Origin of the sequence: Tabrizicola sp. (genome assembly GCF_041911175.1) — a bacterium.
In the GTDB taxonomy this organism is placed as follows: domain Bacteria; phylum Pseudomonadota; class Alphaproteobacteria; order Rhodobacterales; family Rhodobacteraceae; genus Tabrizicola.
This window is the reverse complement of record NZ_JAYRPN010000034.1, coordinates 1-18641: the sequence shown is the minus strand read 5'-3', so window position 1 is coordinate 18641 and position 18641 is coordinate 1. Positions and strand designations below refer to the sequence as shown.

Genomic DNA, 18641 nt, shown 5'->3' with positions numbered 1-18641 from the left:
CTCCGCCCCGCCGGGACAGTGGAGCGAGACGAAATCGCAGTCCGGCAGCAGGTCCTCGATGCTGGGAACCTGCGTGGCGTTGTAGCGGGCAAGGACTTCGGCGGGCACGGGGGAGCGGTTCTGGACCAGGATCTTCATCCCGAAGCCGAAATGCGCGCGTTGGGCCATCGCTTGCCCGATGCGACCGAAGCCGATGATACCGAGCGTTGCCCCCGAGACCTTGGTGCCGATCAGATGCGTGGGACGCCAGCCGGTCCAGCGGCCTTCGCGCAGTTCCCGCTCGCCCTCCCCTGCCCGGCGGGCGACCATGAGGAGAAGCGTCATCGCGATGTCGGCGGTGCATTCCGACAGCACATCGGGAGTGTTGGTGACGGCGATGCCCCGCGCCTTGGCGGCTTCGGTGTCGATATGGGCGAAGCCCACGCCGTAGTTGGCCAGAATCCTTGTGCGAGTCGAAGCCCGATCAAAAACCGTCGCAGGAAGGCGGTCCGTCACGGTTGGCAAGACAGCGTCATATTGGCCCAACGCGTCTTTCAGCTCCGGCTCGGTCAGCGGTCGATCCGAGGTGTTGAGGGTGAGGTCGAAGACCTCGGCCATCTTCGTCTCGACCGCCTGCGGCCAACGCCGCGTCACAAGGACTCTGGGTCTCGTCATGGCATCCTCCGCTTTCAGGCTGCCTGCTTCTTCATCACACGCGCGACGGTTTCACCGATCACCGAGGGATTCTCGGCCACGGTGACACCAGCGGCGGTGAGGATTTCCACCTTCTCGGACGCGCTTTCGCCGAAGGCAGAGATGATCGCGCCCGCATGGCCCATCGTGCGGCCCTTGGGGGCGGTCAGGCCCGCGATATAGGCGATGACCGGCTTGGTCATGTGCTCCTGGATATAGGCAGCGGCTTCGGCTTCCTGCGGGCCGCCGATCTCGCCGATCATGCAGACGATGTGGGTCTCCGGGTCGGCCTCGAACCGTTCCAGGATGTCGCGGAAGGAGGAGCCGTTGATCGGGTCGCCGCCGATGCCGACGCTGGTCGACACCCCGATGCCGCGGTCCTTCAGCTGCTGCGCGGCCTCATAGCCCAACGTGCCCGAGCGGCTGACGATGCCGACGTTGCCCTGAAGGTAGATGTGGCCCGGCATGATCCCAAGCAGCGCCTTGCCGGGGCTGATGGTGCCCGCGCAGTTCGGCCCGGTGAGGACCATGCGGCGTTCGCGGGGGTAGCGCATCATGTAGCGCTTGACCCGGATCATGTCCTGCGCCGGGATGCCGTCGGTGATGCAGACACAGTAGCGGATGCCTGCATCGGCGGCTTCCATGATGCTGTCGGCGGCGAAGGGCGGCGGCACGAAGACGAGGGAGGTGTCGCAGCCGGTGGCGGCGGCGGCTTCCTTCATCGTGTTGAAGACCGGCACGCCCATGACGGTTTCGCCGCCCTTGCCCGGCACCACCCCCGCGACGACATTGCTGCCGTAGTCGAGCATTTCCTTGGTGTGGAACTGGGCCATGCGGCCGGTGATTCCCTGCACGACGACACGGCTGGAACGGTCGAGAAAGATGCTCATCACACGGCCCTCATCTTGGTGTTCTGCTTGCGGTCGTTCTGCCAGGCGGTCACGGCGCGCTCGGCCGCCTCCATCAGCGTGTTGGCGCGGATGATCGGCAGGCCGGACTTGGCCAGGATCTTCTGGCCTTCCTCGACATTGGTGCCGGACAGGCGGACGATCACCGGCACGTCGACCGGGTTCGCCGTCAGCGCCTGGACGACGCCCTCGGCCACCCAGTCGCAGCGGTTGATGCCCGCGAAGATGTTCACCAGGATCGCCTGGACGTTCTGGTCGGACATGACGAGGCGGAAGGCCTTGGCCACCCGCTCGGGCGTGGCTCCGCCGCCGATGTCGAGGAAGTTGGCGGGTTCGCCCCCGGCCAGCTTGATCGTGTCCATCGTCGCCATCGCCAACCCGGCGCCGTTCACGATGCAGCCGATGTTGCCCGCCAGGCCGATATAGGCGAGGCCCCGGTCGGCGGCCCGGCTTTCGCGCGGGTCCTCCTGCGACTTGTCGCGCAGTTCCGCGATCTGCGGGTGGCGGAACAGCGCGTTGGTGTCGAAGGTCATCTTCGCGTCCAGCGCGAGGATACGGTTGTCGGCGGTGACGACCAGCGGATTGATCTCCACCATCGTGGCGTCCAGTTCGCGGAAGGCGCGGTAGCAGCCCTGCAGGGTGCGGACCATCTGCTGCGTCAGCGCAGGCGGAATGCCGAGCGCATAGGCGATCTCGCGCGCCTGGAATTCCTGCAGGCCTACGGCGGGCTCCACGGTGGAGCGGACGATGGAGTCAGGGCGCGAGGCCGAGATTTCCTCGATCTCCATCCCGCCTTCGGACGAGGCAACGATCATCACCCGCTGCGACGAACGGTCGAGCACGAAGCCGAGATAGATCTCGCGGGTAAAGTCGACGGCGTTCTCGACATAGACGCGGTAGATGCCCTTGCCCTCCGGCCCGGTCTGGTGCGTCACGATCTTGCGGCCGAACATGGCGTCGGTCGCCTCCTGAATCTCATGCTCCGAGTTGCAGAGCTTGACGCCCCCCGCCTTGCCGCGGCCCCCGGCATGGACCTGGGCCTTGACGATCCAGCGCTCGCCACCCAGTTCGCGCGCCCGGTAGGCCGCCTGTTCGGGGCTGTAGGCCAGCGCGCCCGCAGGCACGGTGACGCCGAATTTGGCAAGGATTTCCTTGGCCTGATACTCGTGGATGTCCATCTGATCCCTCCCTTATTCGGCGGCCAGGGCGGCGGCGTAGTGGGTTTCCAGCGCCTTCAGCGCCAGTCCCACATCGACGTTTGCGCCCATCGCGTTCATCTCGGCGGCGAAGCGGGTCACGATCTCGGCAATCGCCGACCGGCTCAACTGGTTCAGGATGCCGATGCGGACCTGCACGGGTTCCGAGAGCGTCGGCCAGATGCCGAAGCCCTTGGCGCGGGCCGAGGCCACCAGTTCCTTTTCACGGCCCGCCAGCGCGCCAGGCAGGTTCAGGACGACGAGGCTGGTCATGTTCGACGTGACCTCGCAGCCAAGCGCCTGCACGGCGGCGCGGAGCGCGGCCTCGTGATGGGCATAGTCGGCCGCCTTCTGGGCGCGGCCATGTTGCAGGTTGATCCGCAGCGCCTCGTGGAAGGCGGCGACGGCATAGCCGGAATGGGTGCGGTGGTAGCTGCCCGCCGCCACATCCTTGCCGTCGACGATGCCCCAGTGCCGGGCTTCCAGGATCGGGTTGTGGACGAAGGTGTAGCAGCCGTTCTCGCGCAGGTGGGCGATGTAGCGATCGGTGAAACTGACCGGCGCGTAGGTCAGCGGCAGGCAGAGGACGCCCTTCTGCGGGCAGGAGGCCCAGCCGGCGACGCCGGGGAAGTCATCGATGGCGAAATCTTCGATCCCGAGCGAGGAGACCGCGTCGACGAGGCCCATCGCGTTGTGCTTGAGGCAGGCGTCGGAGAAGCCCTTCAGGTCGTTGATCCGGCCCGAGCCGGTTTCCCAATGCGCCATCACCGCCCAGGTCGGCTTGTGCTGGGCCAGCGCCTTCTCGACGACCTCGCCTGTGACGGACTGGCCGTGCGGAACCTGGATCACGGTGACGTTCGCGGGCTTCGGGTCCAGCGCATTGGCCTTCAGGTCCTCGCGGCTGGCGGCCTTGGTGCGGACGGTCAGCGCGTCGATGCCGCTGAAGGTGCCGTTGACGAAGCAGACGACCGTATCGCCCGGCAGGATCGCCGAGAAAAGCGCGTCGAGCCCGCTGAAGCCGGTGCCGCCAACGCCGAAAGTGTAGGTGTTCTTCGTGCCCCAAATGCGGCGCAGCATGTGCTTCGCCTCGACCATCCCGCGCAGCACGTCGGCCTGCATGTGGTCGGCGAGGCCCGCATTGGCAAAGCTGGCGAGGACGCGCGCATCGGTGTTGCCGGGACCGGGGCCTGCGGCCAGGGTCTCGGGGATCGTGAGCTGCGGGAACAGTTCGGTATCGGTCATGCGGCGCCCCTCCCAAGGCCATCGACGTCGGTTGGACTGCGGTCTGTCGGAAGACCTGCGACCGTTCCGGGTGCAGCGGAAGAAAGGGTCGCGGGGCCTGCCGGGAACGCTGGTCCTGCCCTTAAGGAAAGCGCCGCTCGACAGCGGTCACAACATTCCTATATCCTGCTTTTGGATATCTATTTGGGTGGCGATCTTCCTACCCATAAAGGTGGATATACGTCGGTATACAAATCAGACCCCACCTGAATGGGTAGGGAGGAGCGATTGATGGCGCTTTGGGACGATCCGCAAAAGGTGGTAGCGGTAACGCTGATGCTGGGGGACAGCAATCCGCTGATGCTGACGGCGATGTCCGAGATCTTCGAGAAGGACCGCCGATTCTCCCTGGTGGCCACGGCGGCGACGGCGGAAGGCTTCCTCGGCATGGTGATGCGGATGCCGGTGCAGGTGGGGGTGATCGACTGGAACCTGCCCCAGCTGGGCGGCGCGCGGCTGATCGACGTCTTGCGGGCGCAACCGAACGCGCCGCGGCTGGTGGTCTATGCCGAGGATACCGGGGATATTCCGCGCAAGGCGATGGCGGCGGGGGCGGCGGGGTTCGTGTCCCGCTCCGAATCGGTGGAGCGGCTGCTGGACACCTGCGTCGCGGTGGCGAAGGGGCAGATGGTGTTCCCTTTCCTCGACGTGCGGGGGCTGAAGCAGGACCCGATCGAATCGCTCTCCCCGCGCGAGCGGACGCTGTTGGAGGCCTTGTCGAAGGGGCTGACCAACAAGGAACTGTCGCGCGAGCTGGATATCAGCGCGAATACGGTGAAATTCCACCTGTCGAACCTGTTCGAGAAGCTGAGCGTGAAGAACCGCGCGCAGGCGATTGCGTTCTTCTATGCCAACCGGGCTTCACGCGGGGAAATGTAGGGGGCGCATTTTCCGGCTTGACGAAGGGGCCCGCCATCGCGGATGCCTTAGGGCGGGTGCAGCTCCTACTTCTTTGGCAGGAGCCCAAACATGTCTTTCCACGTCATCACCCAGGCCCCCGCGCGCCTGAACCGCAGCGAGTTGGCCGTTCCGGGCAGCGCCCCCCAGATGTTCGAGAAGGCCGCCGCGTCGGATGCCGACGTGATCTTCCTCGACCTGGAGGATGCCGTCGCGCCGGACGACAAGGCGCAGGCACGCAAGAACATCATCAAGGCGCTGAACGAGCTTGACTGGGGCAAGAAGACCATGTCGGTGCGGATCAACGGCCTCGACACCCATTACATGTACCGCGACGTGGTGGATGTGGTGGAGCAGGCGGGCGAGCGGCTGGACCTGATCATGATCCCGAAGGTCGGCACCGCGGCGGACGTCTATGCGGTCGACATGATGGTGACCCAGATCGAGGACGCGAAGGGCTACAAAAAGCGGATCGGGTTCGAGCATATCATCGAGACGGCCTTGGGGATGCAGAACGTCACCGAGATCGCCGGGGCGTCGAAGCGGAATGAATCGCTCCACTTCGGGGTGGCGGATTATGCGGCCTCGACCCGCGCGAGGACGACGATCATCGGTGGGGTGAACCCGGATTATTCGGTGCTGACCGACAAGCTGGCGGATGGCAGCCGTGAGGTGCATTGGGGCGATATGTGGCACTATGCGCTGGCCCGGATGGTGGTGGCGGCGCGGGCGAACGGGCTGCGGCCTGTCGACGGGCCGTTCGGGGATTTCTCGGACCCCGATGGCTACCGGGCGGCGGCGAAGCGGGCGGCGGTGCTGGGCTGCGAGGGGAAGTGGGCGATCCATCCGTCGCAGATTGCGCTGGCCAACGAGGTGATGAGCCCGTCGGAGGCCGAGGTCACGCGGGCGAAGCGGATCCTGGAGGCGATGGCGCAGGCGGCGGCGGAGGGCAAGGGGGCGGTGTCGCTGGACGGGCGGCTGATCGACTATGCCTCGATCCGGCAGGCGGAAGTGCTGGTCCAGAAAGCGAAGCAGATCGCCGGGGCCTGAGCCTGTCCACGGTGGACAGAATTTTCGCGTCAATCGAATCAATGGCTTGGTCGCGGACGTTCAGGAACGATTAACCACGGTGAGGTAAACGATGGCGGGGCGCCGCGGGTGCCCCGCCACTTGGCATTGCGGGATATTGTGGGTTTCACCCGCCCTACGGGGAGGCGCTGGGGGGCATGGTGCAAGGCTATGACGGTCTGCTGACCTGGGTCATCCTGGCGGCCATCTTCGGCGGGGCAGCGGTGTTGTACTGCTGGCTGTTCTGGTCGAAGACGCGGGCGCTCTGGCGGGCGATGGTCCGATTGCGCGACCGGATCGACCGGAGCAGGCGGCTTTAGCGGGACAAGTTGCACCCTCATCCCATTGTCCTCCCCCTACCCCCAACCCCTCCCCACGAGGGGGAGGGGAGGCTCGCAAGCCGGACAGGCAGGTGCGGGGTGTCGTGCGGGGTCAGTCCACCGGCAACAGCGCCGCCGCCACACGGCGGCCTTCGCCAAGGAGCACGTTGTAGGTCCGGGCGGCGGTAGGGGAGGCCATGACCTCGACCCCGATCCCCTGCCCTTCCAGCGCCTCGCGGAAGGCCTGCGGCACATGGGCGATGTGGGTGCCAGTGCCGACGAAGAGGACGTCGATCCTGCCCTCCAGCGACAGGGGCGCGGAGGTGTCGGTGAGCCCGCCCCAGGGACCGGCGTCCCAGGGGGTGATCAGGCAGGGCCCGCGCAGGACATGCCCGGCCACGCGGAAGAAGCCGGGGCCGTAGCCCTCGATCGCCCTGGCCGAGCCGTAGGTGACTTCGGTCAGCCGCATCGGCCCCGCCCCTTACGCGTCGATGTTGGCGAATTCGCTCTTGTCGGTCTTCTTCGGCTTGTCGCTGCGGTTCAGCCCGATGAAAAGCACCAGGTTCTTAGCAACGAAGACCGAGGAATAGGTTCCCAGGAGCACGCCCATGAAGATCGCGAAGGAGAAGCCGCGGATCACGTCGCCGCCGAAAACCAGAAGCGAGCCGACCGCGATCAGGGTGGTGATCGAAGTCATCAGCGTCCGGCTGAGGGTCTCGTTGACCGAGAGGTTCATCACGTCGCGCAGGGGCATGGTCTTGTACTTCTGCAGGTTCTCCCGCAGCCGGTCGAAGACGACGACGGTGTCGTTGATCGAATAGCCCAGGATCGTCAGCAGGGCCGCGATGATCGTCAGGTCGAACTTGATCTGGAAGAAGGCGAAGATGCCGATGGTGATGAACACGTCATGCAAAAGCGCCAGCACGCCGCCGAAGGCCATCTGCCATTCGAAGCGCAGCGAGATATAGGCCATGATCGCCAGCGAGGTGATGCCGACGGCCAGAACGGAGGTCCAGATCAGCTCGCTGGAAACCTTGGGGCCGACGGTTTCCTCGGCCACGACCTTGAGGTCGGGGTCGGTCTTGACCAGTGCGGCGCGGACCTGGGCCAAGAGGTCTTCGGACACCGCCTCGCCCTGGTCGTCGGAGGAGACGCGGATCATCGCGACATGCTGGTCGGCCGAGAAGTTCGGGTCGAAGACCTCGGTGATCGCGACGTCGCCGACCGGCAACGCTTCGATTGCAGCGCGGTAGGCGCCCACGTCCACGACATTCGGGCTTTCGGTGCGCAACGTGGTGCCGCCCTTGAAGTCGATGCCGAAGTTCAGCCCCATCACCCCCCAGGCCACGAAAGCCAGGACCATGAGGATCATCGAGCCGCCGAAGGTCAGCCACTGGTGGTTGAAGAAGTCGATGTTGGTCTTTTCCGGGGCAAGCCGCAGACGCCAGGCCATGATGCTTCTCCTTACACGACGATCGTTTTGGGTTTGGTCCAGCGCATCCACAGCTCGATGATCAGCCGCGTGATGTAGATCGCGGTGAAGACCGAGGTGATGACGCCGATACCCAGCGTGACGGCAAAGCCCTTCACCGCGCCCGCCCCCATGAAGAAGAGCACGATGGCCGTGATCAGGGTGGTGAGGTTGGCATCGACGATGGCGGAAAGCGCGCGTTCGTAGCCAAGCTCGATGGCGCGGCCCGGTGACTTGGCCTGACGCAATTCCTCGCGGATGCGTTCGTACACAAGGACGTTGGCGTCGACCGCCATGCCGATGGTCAGGACGATACCGCCGATGCCGGGCAGCGTCAGCGTGGCACCGATCAGCGAGAGGACCGCGATGATCAGCGCCATGTTGATCGCCAGCGCGACGTTGGCGAAGACGCCGAAGAGGCCGTAGCTGGCAATCATGAAGACCGAGACGGCGATCATCCCGACGACGGCGGCAACGCGGCCCGCGTCGATCGAATCCTGCCCCAGTTCGGGGCCGATGGTGCGTTCTTCCAGGAAGGTCATCTCGGCCGGAAGCGCCCCGGCGCGGAGCAGCACGGCAAGCCGCGTCGAATCCTCGACGGTGAAGCTGCCGGTGATGATGCCCGATCCGCCGGGAATGTGGCTCTGGATCACCGGGGCCGAGATCACCTGGCCGTCGAGCACGATGGCGAAGGGCTGGCCGATGTTGTTTGCCGTGTAGTCGCCGAACTTGCGCGCGCCGGTGGTGTCGAAGCGGAAGCTGACCGCCGGCGAGCCGTTCTGGTCGAAGGAGGGCTGCGCATCGACCAGCTCGTCGCCCGAGACGACGGGGCTTTCCTCGATGATGTAGTACATGCCGGGTTCTTCCAGCGCGGGCAGCAGCAGGTTGCGCGGCCCGGGCGTGGCGCCTGCGTCGGCAGTGCGGCTGATCACGGCGTTGAAGGTCAGCTTGGCGGTCTGGCCGATGAGCTTCTTCAGCTCGTCCGCCGAGCCGAGGCCGGGGACCTGGATCAGGATGCGGTCGGAGCCCTGGCGCTGGATCGTCGGTTCGCGGGTCCCGGCTTCGTCGACCCGGCGGCGGATGATTTCCAGCGACTGCTGCATGGTGCGTTCGTTGGAGGCCTGCTTTTCCGCCTCGGAGAGCTGAATGACGATGTCATTGCCTTCCGAGGTGACGTCGAGCGTGCTTTGCCCGACGCCGGTCAGGGTGACGACGCTGGAGCCGAGGGCGCGGACGGCTTCGAGCGCGGCGGGCATGCCTTCGGGGGTGGAGATCGTCACGCGCAGCACGCCATCCGGCGAGGGGGCGCGGCGGACGGCGCCGACCTGGTCGCGCAGGTCGCGCAGCGCGTCGCGGACCTCGGGCCAGAGCGCATCCATCCGGGTCTTGTAGACATCCTCGACGCGGACTTCGGCCAGAAGATGCGCGCCGCCGCGCAGGTCGAGGCCGAGGTTCATCAGTGCCGAGGGCAGGTAGGCGGGCCATTCGGCCTTTGCGGCCTCTTGCTCAGGGGTGGCTATGCCGTCGGCGGCCGCGATGGCGGCAACGGCGTCATTGCGATGCTCGACCCGGGTATAGAAGGCGTTGGGCAGCGCGGCGATGATGCCCCAGCCGCAGACGAGAAGGATGAGGACACGCTTCCACAGCGCCATCGGTTCCATGAGTCGTATCTCAGCTTGCGGCGGGTTCGGTCTTGTTCAGGACCTGGGTGATGGTGTGTTTCACGACCTTCACCTTGACCCCGTCGGCGATCTCGACCTCGACCATGCCGTCGTCCTGCACTTTCGACACCTTGGCGACGATGCCGCCCGCGGTCACGACCTGGTCGCCGCGGCGGAGCGCCTCGACCATCGCGCGGTGGTCCTTCATCTTCTTCTGCTGCGGGCGGATGAGCAGGAAGTAGAAGATCACGAAGATGAGGACGATGGGCAGGAACTGCGCGAAGGCGGCGGCACCGCCGGGGGCGGCGCCTGCGGTTTGCGCGAAGGCGGGGGTGACGAACATGGGCATCCTCTCTTGGCGGGGCCGGGCGGCCTTGGACGGCGCCCCTTTGCGATTGTCGGGTCATGTAAGGCCTTTCGGCGCGTATTGCCAGAGGGCACGGGCGGTGGGTGCCTTCCCCCCTGCGGCTTTATCGGGCATAAGCGCCGGTGTTCGGTTTCAGAGGGCCCAAGCCATGCACGACATCCGCTTCATCCGCGAAAACCCCGCCGCCTTCGACCGGGCGCTGTCGCGGCGCGGGCTGGCGCCGATGGCGGCGGAACTGCTGGCGATGGACGAGGGTCGGCGGGCGAAGATCCTGGCGGCCGAGACGGCGGCGGCGGCGCAGAATGCGGCCTCGAAGGACGTGGGTGCGGCCAAGGCGCGGGGGGATGACGCCGGGTTCGAGCGGCTGCGCGCGCTGGTGGCCGAGAAGAAGGCGGAAGGCGCGCGGCTGACCGAGGAGGCGGGGGCGGAGGATGCCCGGCTGCGCGACGCGCTGATGCGAATTCCGAACATGGCGCTGGACGAGGTGCCGGAGGGGGCGGACGAGAGCGGGAACGTGGAGATCCGGCGCTGGGGGACTCCCCGGGCGATGGGCTTCAAGCCGTTGGAACATTTCGACATTCCGGCGGCGAAGGACGGGCTGGATTTCCCCACGGCGGCGAAGCTGTCCGGCAGCCGCTTTGTCGTGCTGCGCGGGGCCGTCGCGCGGGTGCATCGGGCCTTGGCGCAGTTCATGCTGGACCTGCATACCGGGGAGCACGGGCTGGCCGAGACCTGGACGCCGGTCCTCGTCAAGGAAGAGGCGATGTACGGCACCAACCAGCTGCCGAAATTCGCCGAGGACAGCTACCAGACCACCAACGGCTGGTGGCTGATCCCGACCAGTGAGGTCACGCTGACCAACTCGGTTGCGGGCGACATCCTGGACGAGGGCGCCCTGCCCCTGCGGATGACGGCGCATACGCATTGCTTCCGGTCCGAGGCGGGCTCGGCGGGCAAGGACACCACGGGGATGCTGCGCCAGCACCAGTTCGAGAAGGTCGAGATGGTGACGATCTGCACGCCCGAAACCGCGCTTTCCGAACACGAAAGAATGACCGGATGCGCCGAGGCCGTGCTGCAGCGGCTGGGGCTGCCCTACCGGACCATCGTGCTTTGCACCGGCGACATGGGATTCGGCGCGCAGAAGACGCATGATCTGGAGGTCTGGCTGCCGGGGCAGAACACGTTCCGCGAGATCAGTTCGGTTTCCACCTGCGGCCAGTTCCAGGCCCGGCGGATGAATGCGCGCTATCGCCCGCAAGGCGGCAAGCCCGATTTCGTGGCGACGCTGAACGGATCGGGTCTTGCCGTGGGCCGCTGCCTGATCGCGGTGCTGGAGAACGGGCAGCAGGCGGATGGGTCGGTAGACCTGCCTGTGGCACTGGTGCCCTATCTGGGCGGAAAGACCCGGATCAGCGCCGCGGGTGTGCTGGAATAGGTCCGTCCGAACGCACCGCGTCTGCGGATCGCCCCGCCCCACGGCTCTCGCCGCCGGACGCATCGGCTTTGCTTTCCTGAAGGTTGCCCATGTCCTCGACCCTGGCCCTTGATTTCGGCACCTCGAACTCGGCCGCCGCCATGCTGTCGGGTGGCAAGATCCGCCGCCTGGCGATCGAGAGCGGAGCAGACACCCTGCCGACGGCTGTCTTCTTCCCGGCTGACCGCGGCCCGATGCTGATTGGCGCGCGGGCGATCGCCGCGCTGATCGGGGGCGAGGAGGGGCGTTTCATGCGGGCGATGAAGTCGGTGCTTGGCACCGGGCTTTTCCATGAATCCCGCCTGATCGCCGGCAAGCGCCGCAGCCTTGCGGGGGTCGTCACCAGCTTCCTGCAGACAGTCAGGGAACGGGCCGAGGCCGACGCGGGCGAGAGGTTCGACCGGCTTCTCTGTGGTCGTCCGGTCCATTTTCACTCCACCGACAGCGCCCGGGACAAACAGGCCGAAGCCGACCTTCGCGCCTGCTGCCTTGCGGCCGGTTTCGCCGAGGTGGACTTCCGCTTCGAACCCGAAGGGGCGGCTCTGGCGACGCATGGGCAAGGCTCCGAGACCGAGTTGGGAATCATCCTCGACATTGGCGGCGGCACCTCGGATTTCTCGGTCTACGAACGGCGGGGCGGGCGGCTTGCCATCCTTGCCAGCCACGGTATCCGGCTTGGCGGCACCGATTTCGACAAGGCCCTGTCGATGACCCATGCGATGCCTTGGCTGGGACTGGGCAGCCAGCTGCGCCGCGAGATGGGACCGGGCCTGCTGCCGGTGCCGCGCCATCTGTATCTTGACCTGTCGACCTGGGCCAAGATTCCGTTCCTGTACACCGCGGAGACGCGGGCGGAGGTTGCGGCGATGGTCAAGCTGGCCACGAAACCCCGGCTTGTGGGCCGCCTTGCGACGGTACTCAGGGACGAACTGGGCCATGACCTTGCCTTTGCCGTCGAAGCCGGAAAGATCGCGGCCAATGGGCAGGAAGCGGCCCGGATCGACCTGAGCCGGATCGAAGCGGGCCTTGCCCCGCCGATCACGCAGGCCTCGATGGAAAAGGTGCTGTCGCGCCATCGCGCGCTGTTGCAGGAGGCGGCGCTGCAGACCTGCCAGATGGCCGGGACCGCGCCCGAGAGGATCGGCGCGGTGGTCCATGTCGGCGGCTCGAGCCTGATGCGGATCGTGGGCGAGGTGGCCCGGGACCTGTTCCCCAATGCCGTGGCGCGGCAGGCCGAACCGTTCACCGCCGTGGTGGATGGCCTGGCGCTGGCCACGGGCCTGGCAAAGCCGTAGCGGCCCTGTGCTCTATTGCCCGGTGTTCTTTTCCTTGTGCTTCCTGAGCCGCGAGGGCGTGTGAAACTTGCGTTCCTTCCACGGGTTCTGGTCGCCCTGTGAGCGCAGGAAGAGGCGGATCGGCGTGCCCGGCATGTCGAAATGGTCGCGCAACCCGTTCACCAGATAGCGCTTGTAGCTTTCCGGCAGCTCGTCGGGGCGCGAGCATTTGATCACGAAGCCCGGCGGCCGGGTCTTGGCCTGCGTCATGTAGCGCAGCTTGATCCGGTGGCCGCCGGGGGCGGGCGGCGGGTGCGCCTCGGTCATGGCACCCAGCCAGCTGTTGAGCTTGGCGGTGGGCACCCGGCGGTTCCAGACATCATGCGCCTTCAGGATCGCGTCGTGCAGGCGGTCGAGGCCCCTGCCCGTCTTGGCGCTGACGGTGACGAGGGGCGCGCCACGGAGTTGCGGGAGAAGGCGTTCGAACATCTCCTTCAGCTCGGCGAGCTTTTCCTGCTTGTCGTCCTCAAGGTCCCATTTGTTGACGGCGACCACCACGGCGCGGCCTTCGGTTTCGGCGAAATCGGCGATGCGGAGGTCCTGCACCTCGAAGGGGATTTCCACGTCGAGCAGGACGACCACCACCTCGGCGAAGCGCACGGCGCGCAGGCCGTCGGCGACCGAGAGCTTCTCCAGCTTCTCGACCACCTTGGCCTTCTTGCGCATCCCGGCGGTGTCCCAGATGCGGATGGGCGTGCCCTGCCAGTCGGCGCGGACCGAGATCGCGTCGCGGGTGATCCCGGCCTCGGGTCCCGTCAGCATCCGGTCGGCGCCGAGGATCTTGTTGATCAGGGTGGATTTTCCGGCGTTCGGACGGCCGATGACGGCGATCTGCAGGGGCTTCGTCGCGGTGGGCCTGTGGGCGTTTTCGTCGGCCTCAAGCTCGGCGTCCTCTTCCGAGATGTCGGTGTCGGTTTCCGGCAGCATCTCGGCTTCGCGGGGGGCGAACTCTTCCTCGAAGGGCCGAAGCGCATGATAGAGGTCGTCGATCCCCTCACCATGTTCGGCGGAAAGGCGGATCGGCTCGCCAAGGCCCAGCGAATAGGCTTCGAGCGCACCGGAGTCGCCCGCCTTGCCCTCGGCCTTGTTCACGCCAAGGAGGACGCGGGCCGCCTTCTTGCGCAGGATGTCGGCGAAGACCTCGTCGGAGGGGGTGACGCCGACCCGCCCGTCGATCAGGAAGAGGCACACATCGGCCATGTCGACGGCGCGCTCGGTCAGGCGGCGCATCCGGCCTTGCAGGCTGTCGTCGGTGACTTCCTCCAGCCCCGCGGTGTCGATCACGGTGAAGCGGAGGTCGTGGATGCGGGCGTCGCCCTCGCGCAGGTCGCGGGTCACGCCGGGCTGGTCGTCGACCAGCGCCAGCTTGCGGCCGACGAGGCGGTTGAAGAGCGTCGACTTGCCCACATTGGGGCGGCCCACGATGGCGAGGGTGAAGGTCATGGTCCAAGCGTCCGGTTCAGCGAAGCGCCCGTCCTACACGGGATGGCCGCTATCGGAAAGCGTGAAGTTGTCCGTTGCCGCCGACGACATAGAGCGTGCCGCCCGCGACAGCGGGTTGCGCCGCCGCGCCGCCGGGGATCTCGGCGGTGTAGGTGAGCGAGCCGTCGGTCGGGTCGAAGGCGCGGAGAAGGCCATCGGAGGAGACCACCATCACGCGGCCCCCCGCCAGGACGGGGCCGTAATGGGCGAAGATGCCCTTGCGCTTCTTGATCTTTTCCTTGGTGAAATAGGGCATCTCTGCCGACCAGATCACCTCGCCGGTGGCGGCGTCGAGACGGACGAGTTTCGCCTCGTCATTGATCAGGAAGATCGAGCCGCCCGCGACGGCGACCGGGCCGAGCGCGCCTTCGGTTGCCGACCAGACCTTCTCGCCCGAGGAGGCGGAGAGCGCGACAGTGCGGCCCGAGCCGGAGCCTGCGTAGAGCGTCTTGCCCGCGATCACCGCATCTCCGGTGACGTCATAGGTCAGCGCATAGGCGCGGCCGAGGCGCTTGCCTGCGAGCGAGGATTGCCAGATCTTCGTGCCGCCGCCGATCTTCAGGACGGCCATCAGGTCGCCTGCAGCCGAGGGGAAGATCACCGCGCGGTCGCCGATGGTGGGGCCGGCGGTGCCGACATAGGCCGTCTTGCCCGGGGTGCCGACAACCTGCCAGACCACCTTGCCGGTGGCGGCATCGAGCGCCCAGGCCGAGCCGTCGATGCCCGAGACATAGACCGCGTTGCCATCGGTCGCCGGGGCGCCGCTGACGGGGGCATCGACGCGCTGGCGCCAGACCTCGGCACCGGAGGCGGTGTCGAGGGCCACCAGCTCGCCATAGCCGGTGGTGGCGAAGAGCCGATTGCCGCCGACGGCGAGGCCGCCCGCCGACTGGCCGCCGCCCTTGTCGAAGCTGGCGGTGAGATCGGTGGACCAGAGCGTCGCGCCATTGGTTCCGGTGGCGGTGACGGCGGTTCCGGCGTCGATGGTGAAGATGCGGCCATCGGCCACCACGGGCGCGGCGGCGATGCGGTTCTTGCGGCTGGAGCCGGTGCCGATCTTCGCCGACCACACGCGCTGCGGGGTGGCCGAGAGCGCGGCATGCGGCATCAGGTGGCGGGCGTTCCCGGCGCGGTGGGTCCAGTCGCCGCCGGTCTGCGGCCCGAGCGAGATGGCGACGCTCTGGTTCGCCGGGTCGGCGGGGGCGGTGGGGGCGGGCTTGCCCTCGACCGGGATCGAGGCGTCAAGGTCGGCGCGGACGGGGAAGCGTTCGCCCTGCAGGATCACTTCCTTGGGCGCGCAGGCCGCCAGAAGCGCGAGGAGCGCCGCGCCGGTCATCAGCTTCATCGTCATGCCTGCCATCCGAAAGGACCTTTTGCTCGCGCCCATTGTCGTTTCAGCCGCCCGTCGCTTCGGGCAGGGTGCCGCCAAGCGCCGTCACCACCTGCCCGAGCCGTGCCCGCAGCGAACCCGATGCGTCCTGGTCCTGCAAGAGCGCAGTGAGCGCGGCGATGGCGTCGTCCTTCTTGCCTTCCTCGATCAGGAGGTAGCCGAGCTGTTCCTCGGCCAGCACCCGGTAGGGACGGCCCGGCCCGGCGATACCTTCCAGCGCGGTGCGGCGGTCGGCGACCGGCGCGTCTGCTCCGGCGACCAGCACGCGGCGCAGCACGGCGAGGTCGCGGTAGGCGGGGGTCAGGGTGGCGTCGTTCGCAACCTTGTCGAGCGCGGCAAGGGTCGCCGCCTTGTCCTCGGCCGGGTCGGAGGCCATGATCAGGCCAAGGAGCGCGGACTGCCCGGCGTCGGTCGGCACGGCGGCCAGCGCCTCGCGGCGTTCCTGGGGCGTGCCCTGGTCCAGCGCGTCGATCACCCCGTCGCCAAAAGCTTCGGCCCGGGCTTCGGCGCGGGATTTCGACCATTCGGTCCAAGCGGTTCCGCCAACCAGGCCCAGAATGATCACCACGCCGATCCAGCCGTATTTGCGGAACAGCCGGAACAAACGGTCGCGGCGCACCTCTTCGGTGACTTCGTCGATGAAGCTGTCGGGATTGCTCACGCCTTGGCCTTTTCCTGTCGTTTGCCCCGTCTTACAGGGAAAGGCCGCACATTGCCAAGCCCCGCCCCTGCCCCGTCGGCGGTTACTTCACCGGCAGGCCAAGGTTCTTGCGGAAGCCTGCGATCCAGTCCTGATACCCGTCGGGGAGCGTGCCTGCGGCCTGCATCTCCTCGAGCAGTCCCAGTGCCTCCTGGTTCTCGGCGGTCGGGTCCTGCAGAAGCATCGCCCGCTGGTCGAGCGCGCGCACCACGTCGAGCTTGTACCAGACATCGTCGGGGTAGGCGGCGGAGAGATCCCGCATGATGCGCAGGGATTCGTCCTGGTGCGGCAGCGCGCCTTCATAGTCCTCGCGCGCGGACATCGCCTCGGCCACGCTGGCATGGCTGAGGGCAAGGTTGCGATACCAGTCCGGGTTCGACGGGTCCTGCAGGTTCAGCCAGTCGCGCAGCGCCAGAGCGTCCTGGCGGCTTTTCAGTGCGGCGGCAACGTCGCCCAGGGCGGATTGCGCATTGCCGAGCCGGTCCAGCGCGAAGCTAACGTCATTGGCCCAGGAGGTGCTGTAGGGATCGACGTCCAGAAGTTTGTTGCCCCATTCGGCCATCGCCTTGAAGCTTTCGACGGCGCCCTTGGTATCGCCCAGGGCAAGCTGCGCGTCGCCCAGCCGGTTCAGCGGCACCAGGCGGTCGTGCAGGGCGTCGCGGTCGTCGGGCAGAAGTTGCAGGAGGCGGTCGGAAGAGGCGAGCCCGGCTTTGGCGACCTCGACCGCCTCGCTGTTGCGACCAAGTGCCAACAGGGCGTCGGCGCGGGTGTTCTGGGCAAGCGAGAGGTCGCGCAGGATGAAGGCGTCGCCGGGAGCGGCCCCGGCGAGTTGGGTAAACTTGGCCACCGCATCGGCAATCAGCGGCTCGGCTCCGGCGGCATCGCCTTCGGAGAGGTCAAGCTCGGCCATCCGGGCCAGCGAGCTGGCGGCGTCGTTCAGGTAGCGCTGTGTCGTCGGATCGGCGGTGACGAGCGAGAGCCGCAGGTCGAGCGCCGCCTGCAAGGCCTCGCGCCCGCCAGCCGGATCGCCCATCGCAACCTTGGTGTTGCCGATCTTGCTCAGCGCATTGCCCAGATCGGCCTGACGCGACAGGTCCAGCGGATCGAGCGAGACCATGCCTTCCGAAATCCGGCGGGCTTCTTCCTGCATTTCCAGCGCGGCGACAAAATCGTTCTCGTCGAAATAGACGTTGCCCATCCGGTCGAGGCTGACCAGAAGATCGTTCTGCCAGACCATGTTGGTGGGGTCGAGCGCGGCGAGTTTCTGCCGGATCGACATCGCCGCCTGGTGCGAGATGAGGGCCGAGTCCATGTCGCCCATGAAGCGCTGCACATCGCCGATCCGGTCGAAGTTGATCGCAAGGTCGCGCTGGCGCGGCTTGTTGTCGGGGTCGAGCGCAGCCAGTTCCTCGCGGATCGTGAGCGCCTTGCCGTAGGTTTCCAACGCGGTCGGGAAATCGCCCTCGTCGACCAGCACGTCGCCGATGCGTTCGTAGCTGACCGAAAGGTTGCGACGGATCACCGTGTCATTGGGAAATTCGCTGGCCAGCGCCTCGGCAAGCGCCAGCGCCGTCTGGAAGGCGGCCTTGGCACCCTCCTTGTCACCGAGCGCGAGCTTGGCGTCGCCGATGCGTTCCTGGGTGAAGGAAATGTCCATCCTGTAGGTCACGTTGGTCGGGTCGCTGTCGAGCAGGGTCTGGGCGATCCCAAGCGCTTCGACATGCGCCTCGAGCGCCCCGGCGGCGTTGCTGCGCGCCAGGCGGATCGAGCCGACGCGGTTCACGGCGACCTGCCGGTCGCGCATCAGGTCGACGTCGTCGGGGCGCTGGTCGGCCTGCCATGCGGAAAACTCCAGCGCCGAGGAATAGGCGGTTTCGGCTTCCTTGAGGTAGCCCTGCTGCTGCAGGACAGAACCGAGGTCGTTCATCGACCAGACCAGTTCCCGCACCCATTCGACGTCGGTGGCATCGGCTTCGACCCTGGTCTTCGCGAAGGTGGCCCTTTCGTTGTAGGCGGCCCAGGCGGCCTCGGTGTTGCCGAGGACGAGCTGCAGCTCGCCAAGCGAGGTCAGCGCGGTGGTGTAGGAGAATTGCGCCTCGCGGTCCATGTCGCCCGCGACTTCGGCATAGAGCTTCGTCGCCTTGAGCAGGTCCGACACGGCAAGGTCATAGCGCAGGTCGGTCTTGGCGGCGTTGGCGTTCAGGATGTGGGTCGCGGCTTCCGAGAGGGTGCGCGAGAGATAGGTTTCCTTGATGGTGGTCCGGGCGGTGGCGTCGATCTCGGCGGCATCGGTCAGAAGCGCGCGGGCGGAATCGAAGGCGCCGAGGGTCAGCTGTTCCTCGGCCCGGGCGCGCAGGTCGGCGACGCGGGGGTCGTCGGACTGGAACTTCTGCAGCTCGGACTGGAACTGTTCGTAG

At 67.0% G+C, this 18641-nt stretch carries 17 protein-coding genes; 5 read left to right on the top strand and 12 right to left on the bottom strand.

What is annotated here, in order from left to right:
* From ACE3P6_RS04330 to ACE3P6_RS04315, 4 genes are all read right to left on the bottom strand, one after another.
* Positions 1 to 654 (bottom strand): NAD(P)-dependent oxidoreductase (locus ACE3P6_RS04330; protein ID WP_374391928.1); only part of this gene is annotated, 654 nt, incomplete at its 3' end.
* A 14-nt stretch (positions 655 to 668) separates the two neighbouring features.
* The gene (gene sucD / locus ACE3P6_RS04325) at positions 669 to 1562 is read right to left on the bottom strand and encodes a succinate--CoA ligase subunit alpha (RefSeq protein WP_374391926.1); all 894 of its coding nucleotides are present in this window, start codon (positions 1560 to 1562) and stop codon (positions 669 to 671) included.
* Positions 1562 to 2758: a malate--CoA ligase subunit beta gene (locus ACE3P6_RS04320; protein WP_374391924.1), complete on the bottom strand. Its 1197-nt coding sequence runs from the start codon at positions 2756 to 2758 to the stop codon at positions 1562 to 1564. Before ACE3P6_RS04320 ends, sucD begins: the two co-directional genes overlap by 1 nt.
* Before the next feature lie 12 nt (positions 2759 to 2770).
* A complete protein-coding gene (locus ACE3P6_RS04315) occupies positions 2771 to 4018 on the bottom strand; it encodes an aminotransferase (RefSeq protein ID WP_374391922.1) in 1248 nt (415 codons plus the stop codon).
* Between the two features lie 315 nt (positions 4019 to 4333).
* Between ACE3P6_RS04315 and ACE3P6_RS04310 the strand changes: the two genes are divergently transcribed.
* From ACE3P6_RS04310 to ACE3P6_RS04300, 3 genes are all read left to right on the top strand, one after another.
* Complete coding sequence (locus ACE3P6_RS04310; protein ID WP_374391930.1) at positions 4334 to 4936, top strand: LuxR C-terminal-related transcriptional regulator; 603 nt, start codon at positions 4334 to 4336, stop codon at positions 4934 to 4936.
* 90 nt (positions 4937 to 5026) lie between these two features.
* On the top strand, positions 5027 to 6004 hold the full coding sequence (locus ACE3P6_RS04305; protein ID WP_374391920.1) for a CoA ester lyase: 978 nt from the start codon (positions 5027 to 5029) through the stop codon (positions 6002 to 6004).
* 176 nt (positions 6005 to 6180) lie between these two features.
* Entirely contained in the window at positions 6181 to 6342 is a 162-nt protein-coding gene (locus tag ACE3P6_RS04300) for a hypothetical protein (RefSeq protein ID WP_374391918.1), read from the top strand.
* Between the two features lie 112 nt (positions 6343 to 6454).
* On the opposite strand, the gene ACE3P6_RS04295 is transcribed toward ACE3P6_RS04300, so the two are convergent.
* The 4 genes from ACE3P6_RS04295 to yajC are packed head-to-tail and all read right to left on the bottom strand — an operon-like array spanning position 6455 to position 9817.
* Positions 6455 to 6811 carry an Mth938-like domain-containing protein gene (locus tag ACE3P6_RS04295; protein WP_374371921.1) on the bottom strand — a complete coding sequence of 119 codons (357 nt, stop codon included), beginning with the start codon at positions 6809 to 6811 and terminating at the stop codon, positions 6455 to 6457.
* 12 nt (positions 6812 to 6823) lie between these two features.
* On the bottom strand, positions 6824 to 7795 hold the full coding sequence (gene secF, locus ACE3P6_RS04290) for a protein translocase subunit SecF (RefSeq protein ID WP_374391916.1): 972 nt from the start codon (positions 7793 to 7795) through the stop codon (positions 6824 to 6826).
* Positions 7796 to 7806: 11 nt separating this feature from the next.
* Entirely contained in the window at positions 7807 to 9474 is a 1668-nt protein-coding gene (gene secD / locus ACE3P6_RS04285; protein ID WP_374391914.1) for a protein translocase subunit SecD, read from the bottom strand.
* Between the two features lie 10 nt (positions 9475 to 9484).
* Complete coding sequence (gene yajC / locus ACE3P6_RS04280) at positions 9485 to 9817, bottom strand: preprotein translocase subunit YajC (protein WP_374391912.1); 333 nt, start codon at positions 9815 to 9817, stop codon at positions 9485 to 9487.
* A 172-nt stretch (positions 9818 to 9989) separates the two neighbouring features.
* On the opposite strand from yajC, the gene serS reads away from it, so the two are divergent.
* Positions 9990 to 11279: a serine--tRNA ligase gene (gene serS, locus ACE3P6_RS04275; protein ID WP_374391910.1), complete on the top strand. Its 1290-nt coding sequence runs from the start codon at positions 9990 to 9992 to the stop codon at positions 11277 to 11279.
* 89 nt (positions 11280 to 11368) lie between these two features.
* The gene (locus ACE3P6_RS04270) at positions 11369 to 12613 is read left to right on the top strand and encodes an Hsp70 family protein (RefSeq protein ID WP_374391909.1); all 1245 of its coding nucleotides are present in this window, start codon (positions 11369 to 11371) and stop codon (positions 12611 to 12613) included.
* 12 nt (positions 12614 to 12625) lie between these two features.
* On the opposite strand, the gene der is transcribed toward ACE3P6_RS04270, so the two are convergent.
* The 4 genes from der to ACE3P6_RS04250 form a co-directional block, all read right to left on the bottom strand.
* Positions 12626 to 14095, bottom strand: a complete 1470-nt coding sequence (gene der / locus ACE3P6_RS04265; RefSeq protein WP_374391907.1) for a ribosome biogenesis GTPase Der — start codon at positions 14093 to 14095, stop codon at positions 12626 to 12628.
* Between the two features lie 49 nt (positions 14096 to 14144).
* Entirely contained in the window at positions 14145 to 15494 is a 1350-nt protein-coding gene (locus ACE3P6_RS04260) for a PQQ-binding-like beta-propeller repeat protein (RefSeq protein WP_374391905.1), read from the bottom strand.
* Between the two features lie 34 nt (positions 15495 to 15528).
* Positions 15529 to 16185 carry a tetratricopeptide repeat protein gene (locus tag ACE3P6_RS04255; protein ID WP_374391903.1) on the bottom strand — a complete coding sequence of 219 codons (657 nt, stop codon included), beginning with the start codon at positions 16183 to 16185 and terminating at the stop codon, positions 15529 to 15531.
* A gap of 82 nt (positions 16186 to 16267) precedes the next feature.
* A partial coding sequence (locus tag ACE3P6_RS04250) for a hypothetical protein (RefSeq protein ID WP_374391901.1) occupies positions 16268 to 18641 on the bottom strand: 2374 nt, incomplete at its 5' end.

Excerpts from the sequence above, each read along its gene's own strand:
- sucD (WP_374391926.1), bottom strand. The coding sequence starts at position 1,562 with ATGAGCATCTTTCTCGACCGTTCCAGCCGTGTCGTCGTGCAGGGAATC.
- ACE3P6_RS04320 (WP_374391924.1), bottom strand. The coding sequence starts at position 2,758 with ATGGACATCCACGAGTATCAGGCCAAGGAAATCCTTGCCAAATTCGGC.
- ACE3P6_RS04315 (WP_374391922.1), bottom strand. The coding sequence starts at position 4,018 with ATGACCGATACCGAACTGTTCCCGCAGCTCACGATCCCCGAGACCCTG.
- ACE3P6_RS04310 (WP_374391930.1), top strand. The coding sequence starts at position 4,334 with ATGCTGGGGGACAGCAATCCGCTGATGCTGACGGCGATGTCCGAGATC.
- ACE3P6_RS04305 (WP_374391920.1), top strand. The coding sequence starts at position 5,027 with ATGTCTTTCCACGTCATCACCCAGGCCCCCGCGCGCCTGAACCGCAGC.
- ACE3P6_RS04300 (WP_374391918.1), top strand. The coding sequence starts at position 6,181 with ATGGTGCAAGGCTATGACGGTCTGCTGACCTGGGTCATCCTGGCGGCC.
- ACE3P6_RS04295 (WP_374371921.1), bottom strand. The coding sequence starts at position 6,811 with ATGCGGCTGACCGAAGTCACCTACGGCTCGGCCAGGGCGATCGAGGGC.
- secF (WP_374391916.1), bottom strand. The coding sequence starts at position 7,795 with ATGGCCTGGCGTCTGCGGCTTGCCCCGGAAAAGACCAACATCGACTTC.
- secD (WP_374391914.1), bottom strand. The coding sequence starts at position 9,474 with ATGGAACCGATGGCGCTGTGGAAGCGTGTCCTCATCCTTCTCGTCTGC.
- yajC (WP_374391912.1), bottom strand. The coding sequence starts at position 9,817 with ATGTTCGTCACCCCCGCCTTCGCGCAAACCGCAGGCGCCGCCCCCGGC.
- serS (WP_374391910.1), top strand. The coding sequence starts at position 9,990 with ATGCACGACATCCGCTTCATCCGCGAAAACCCCGCCGCCTTCGACCGG.
- ACE3P6_RS04270 (WP_374391909.1), top strand. The coding sequence starts at position 11,369 with ATGTCCTCGACCCTGGCCCTTGATTTCGGCACCTCGAACTCGGCCGCC.
- der (WP_374391907.1), bottom strand. The coding sequence starts at position 14,095 with ATGACCTTCACCCTCGCCATCGTGGGCCGCCCCAATGTGGGCAAGTCG.
- ACE3P6_RS04260 (WP_374391905.1), bottom strand. The coding sequence starts at position 15,494 with ATGGCAGGCATGACGATGAAGCTGATGACCGGCGCGGCGCTCCTCGCG.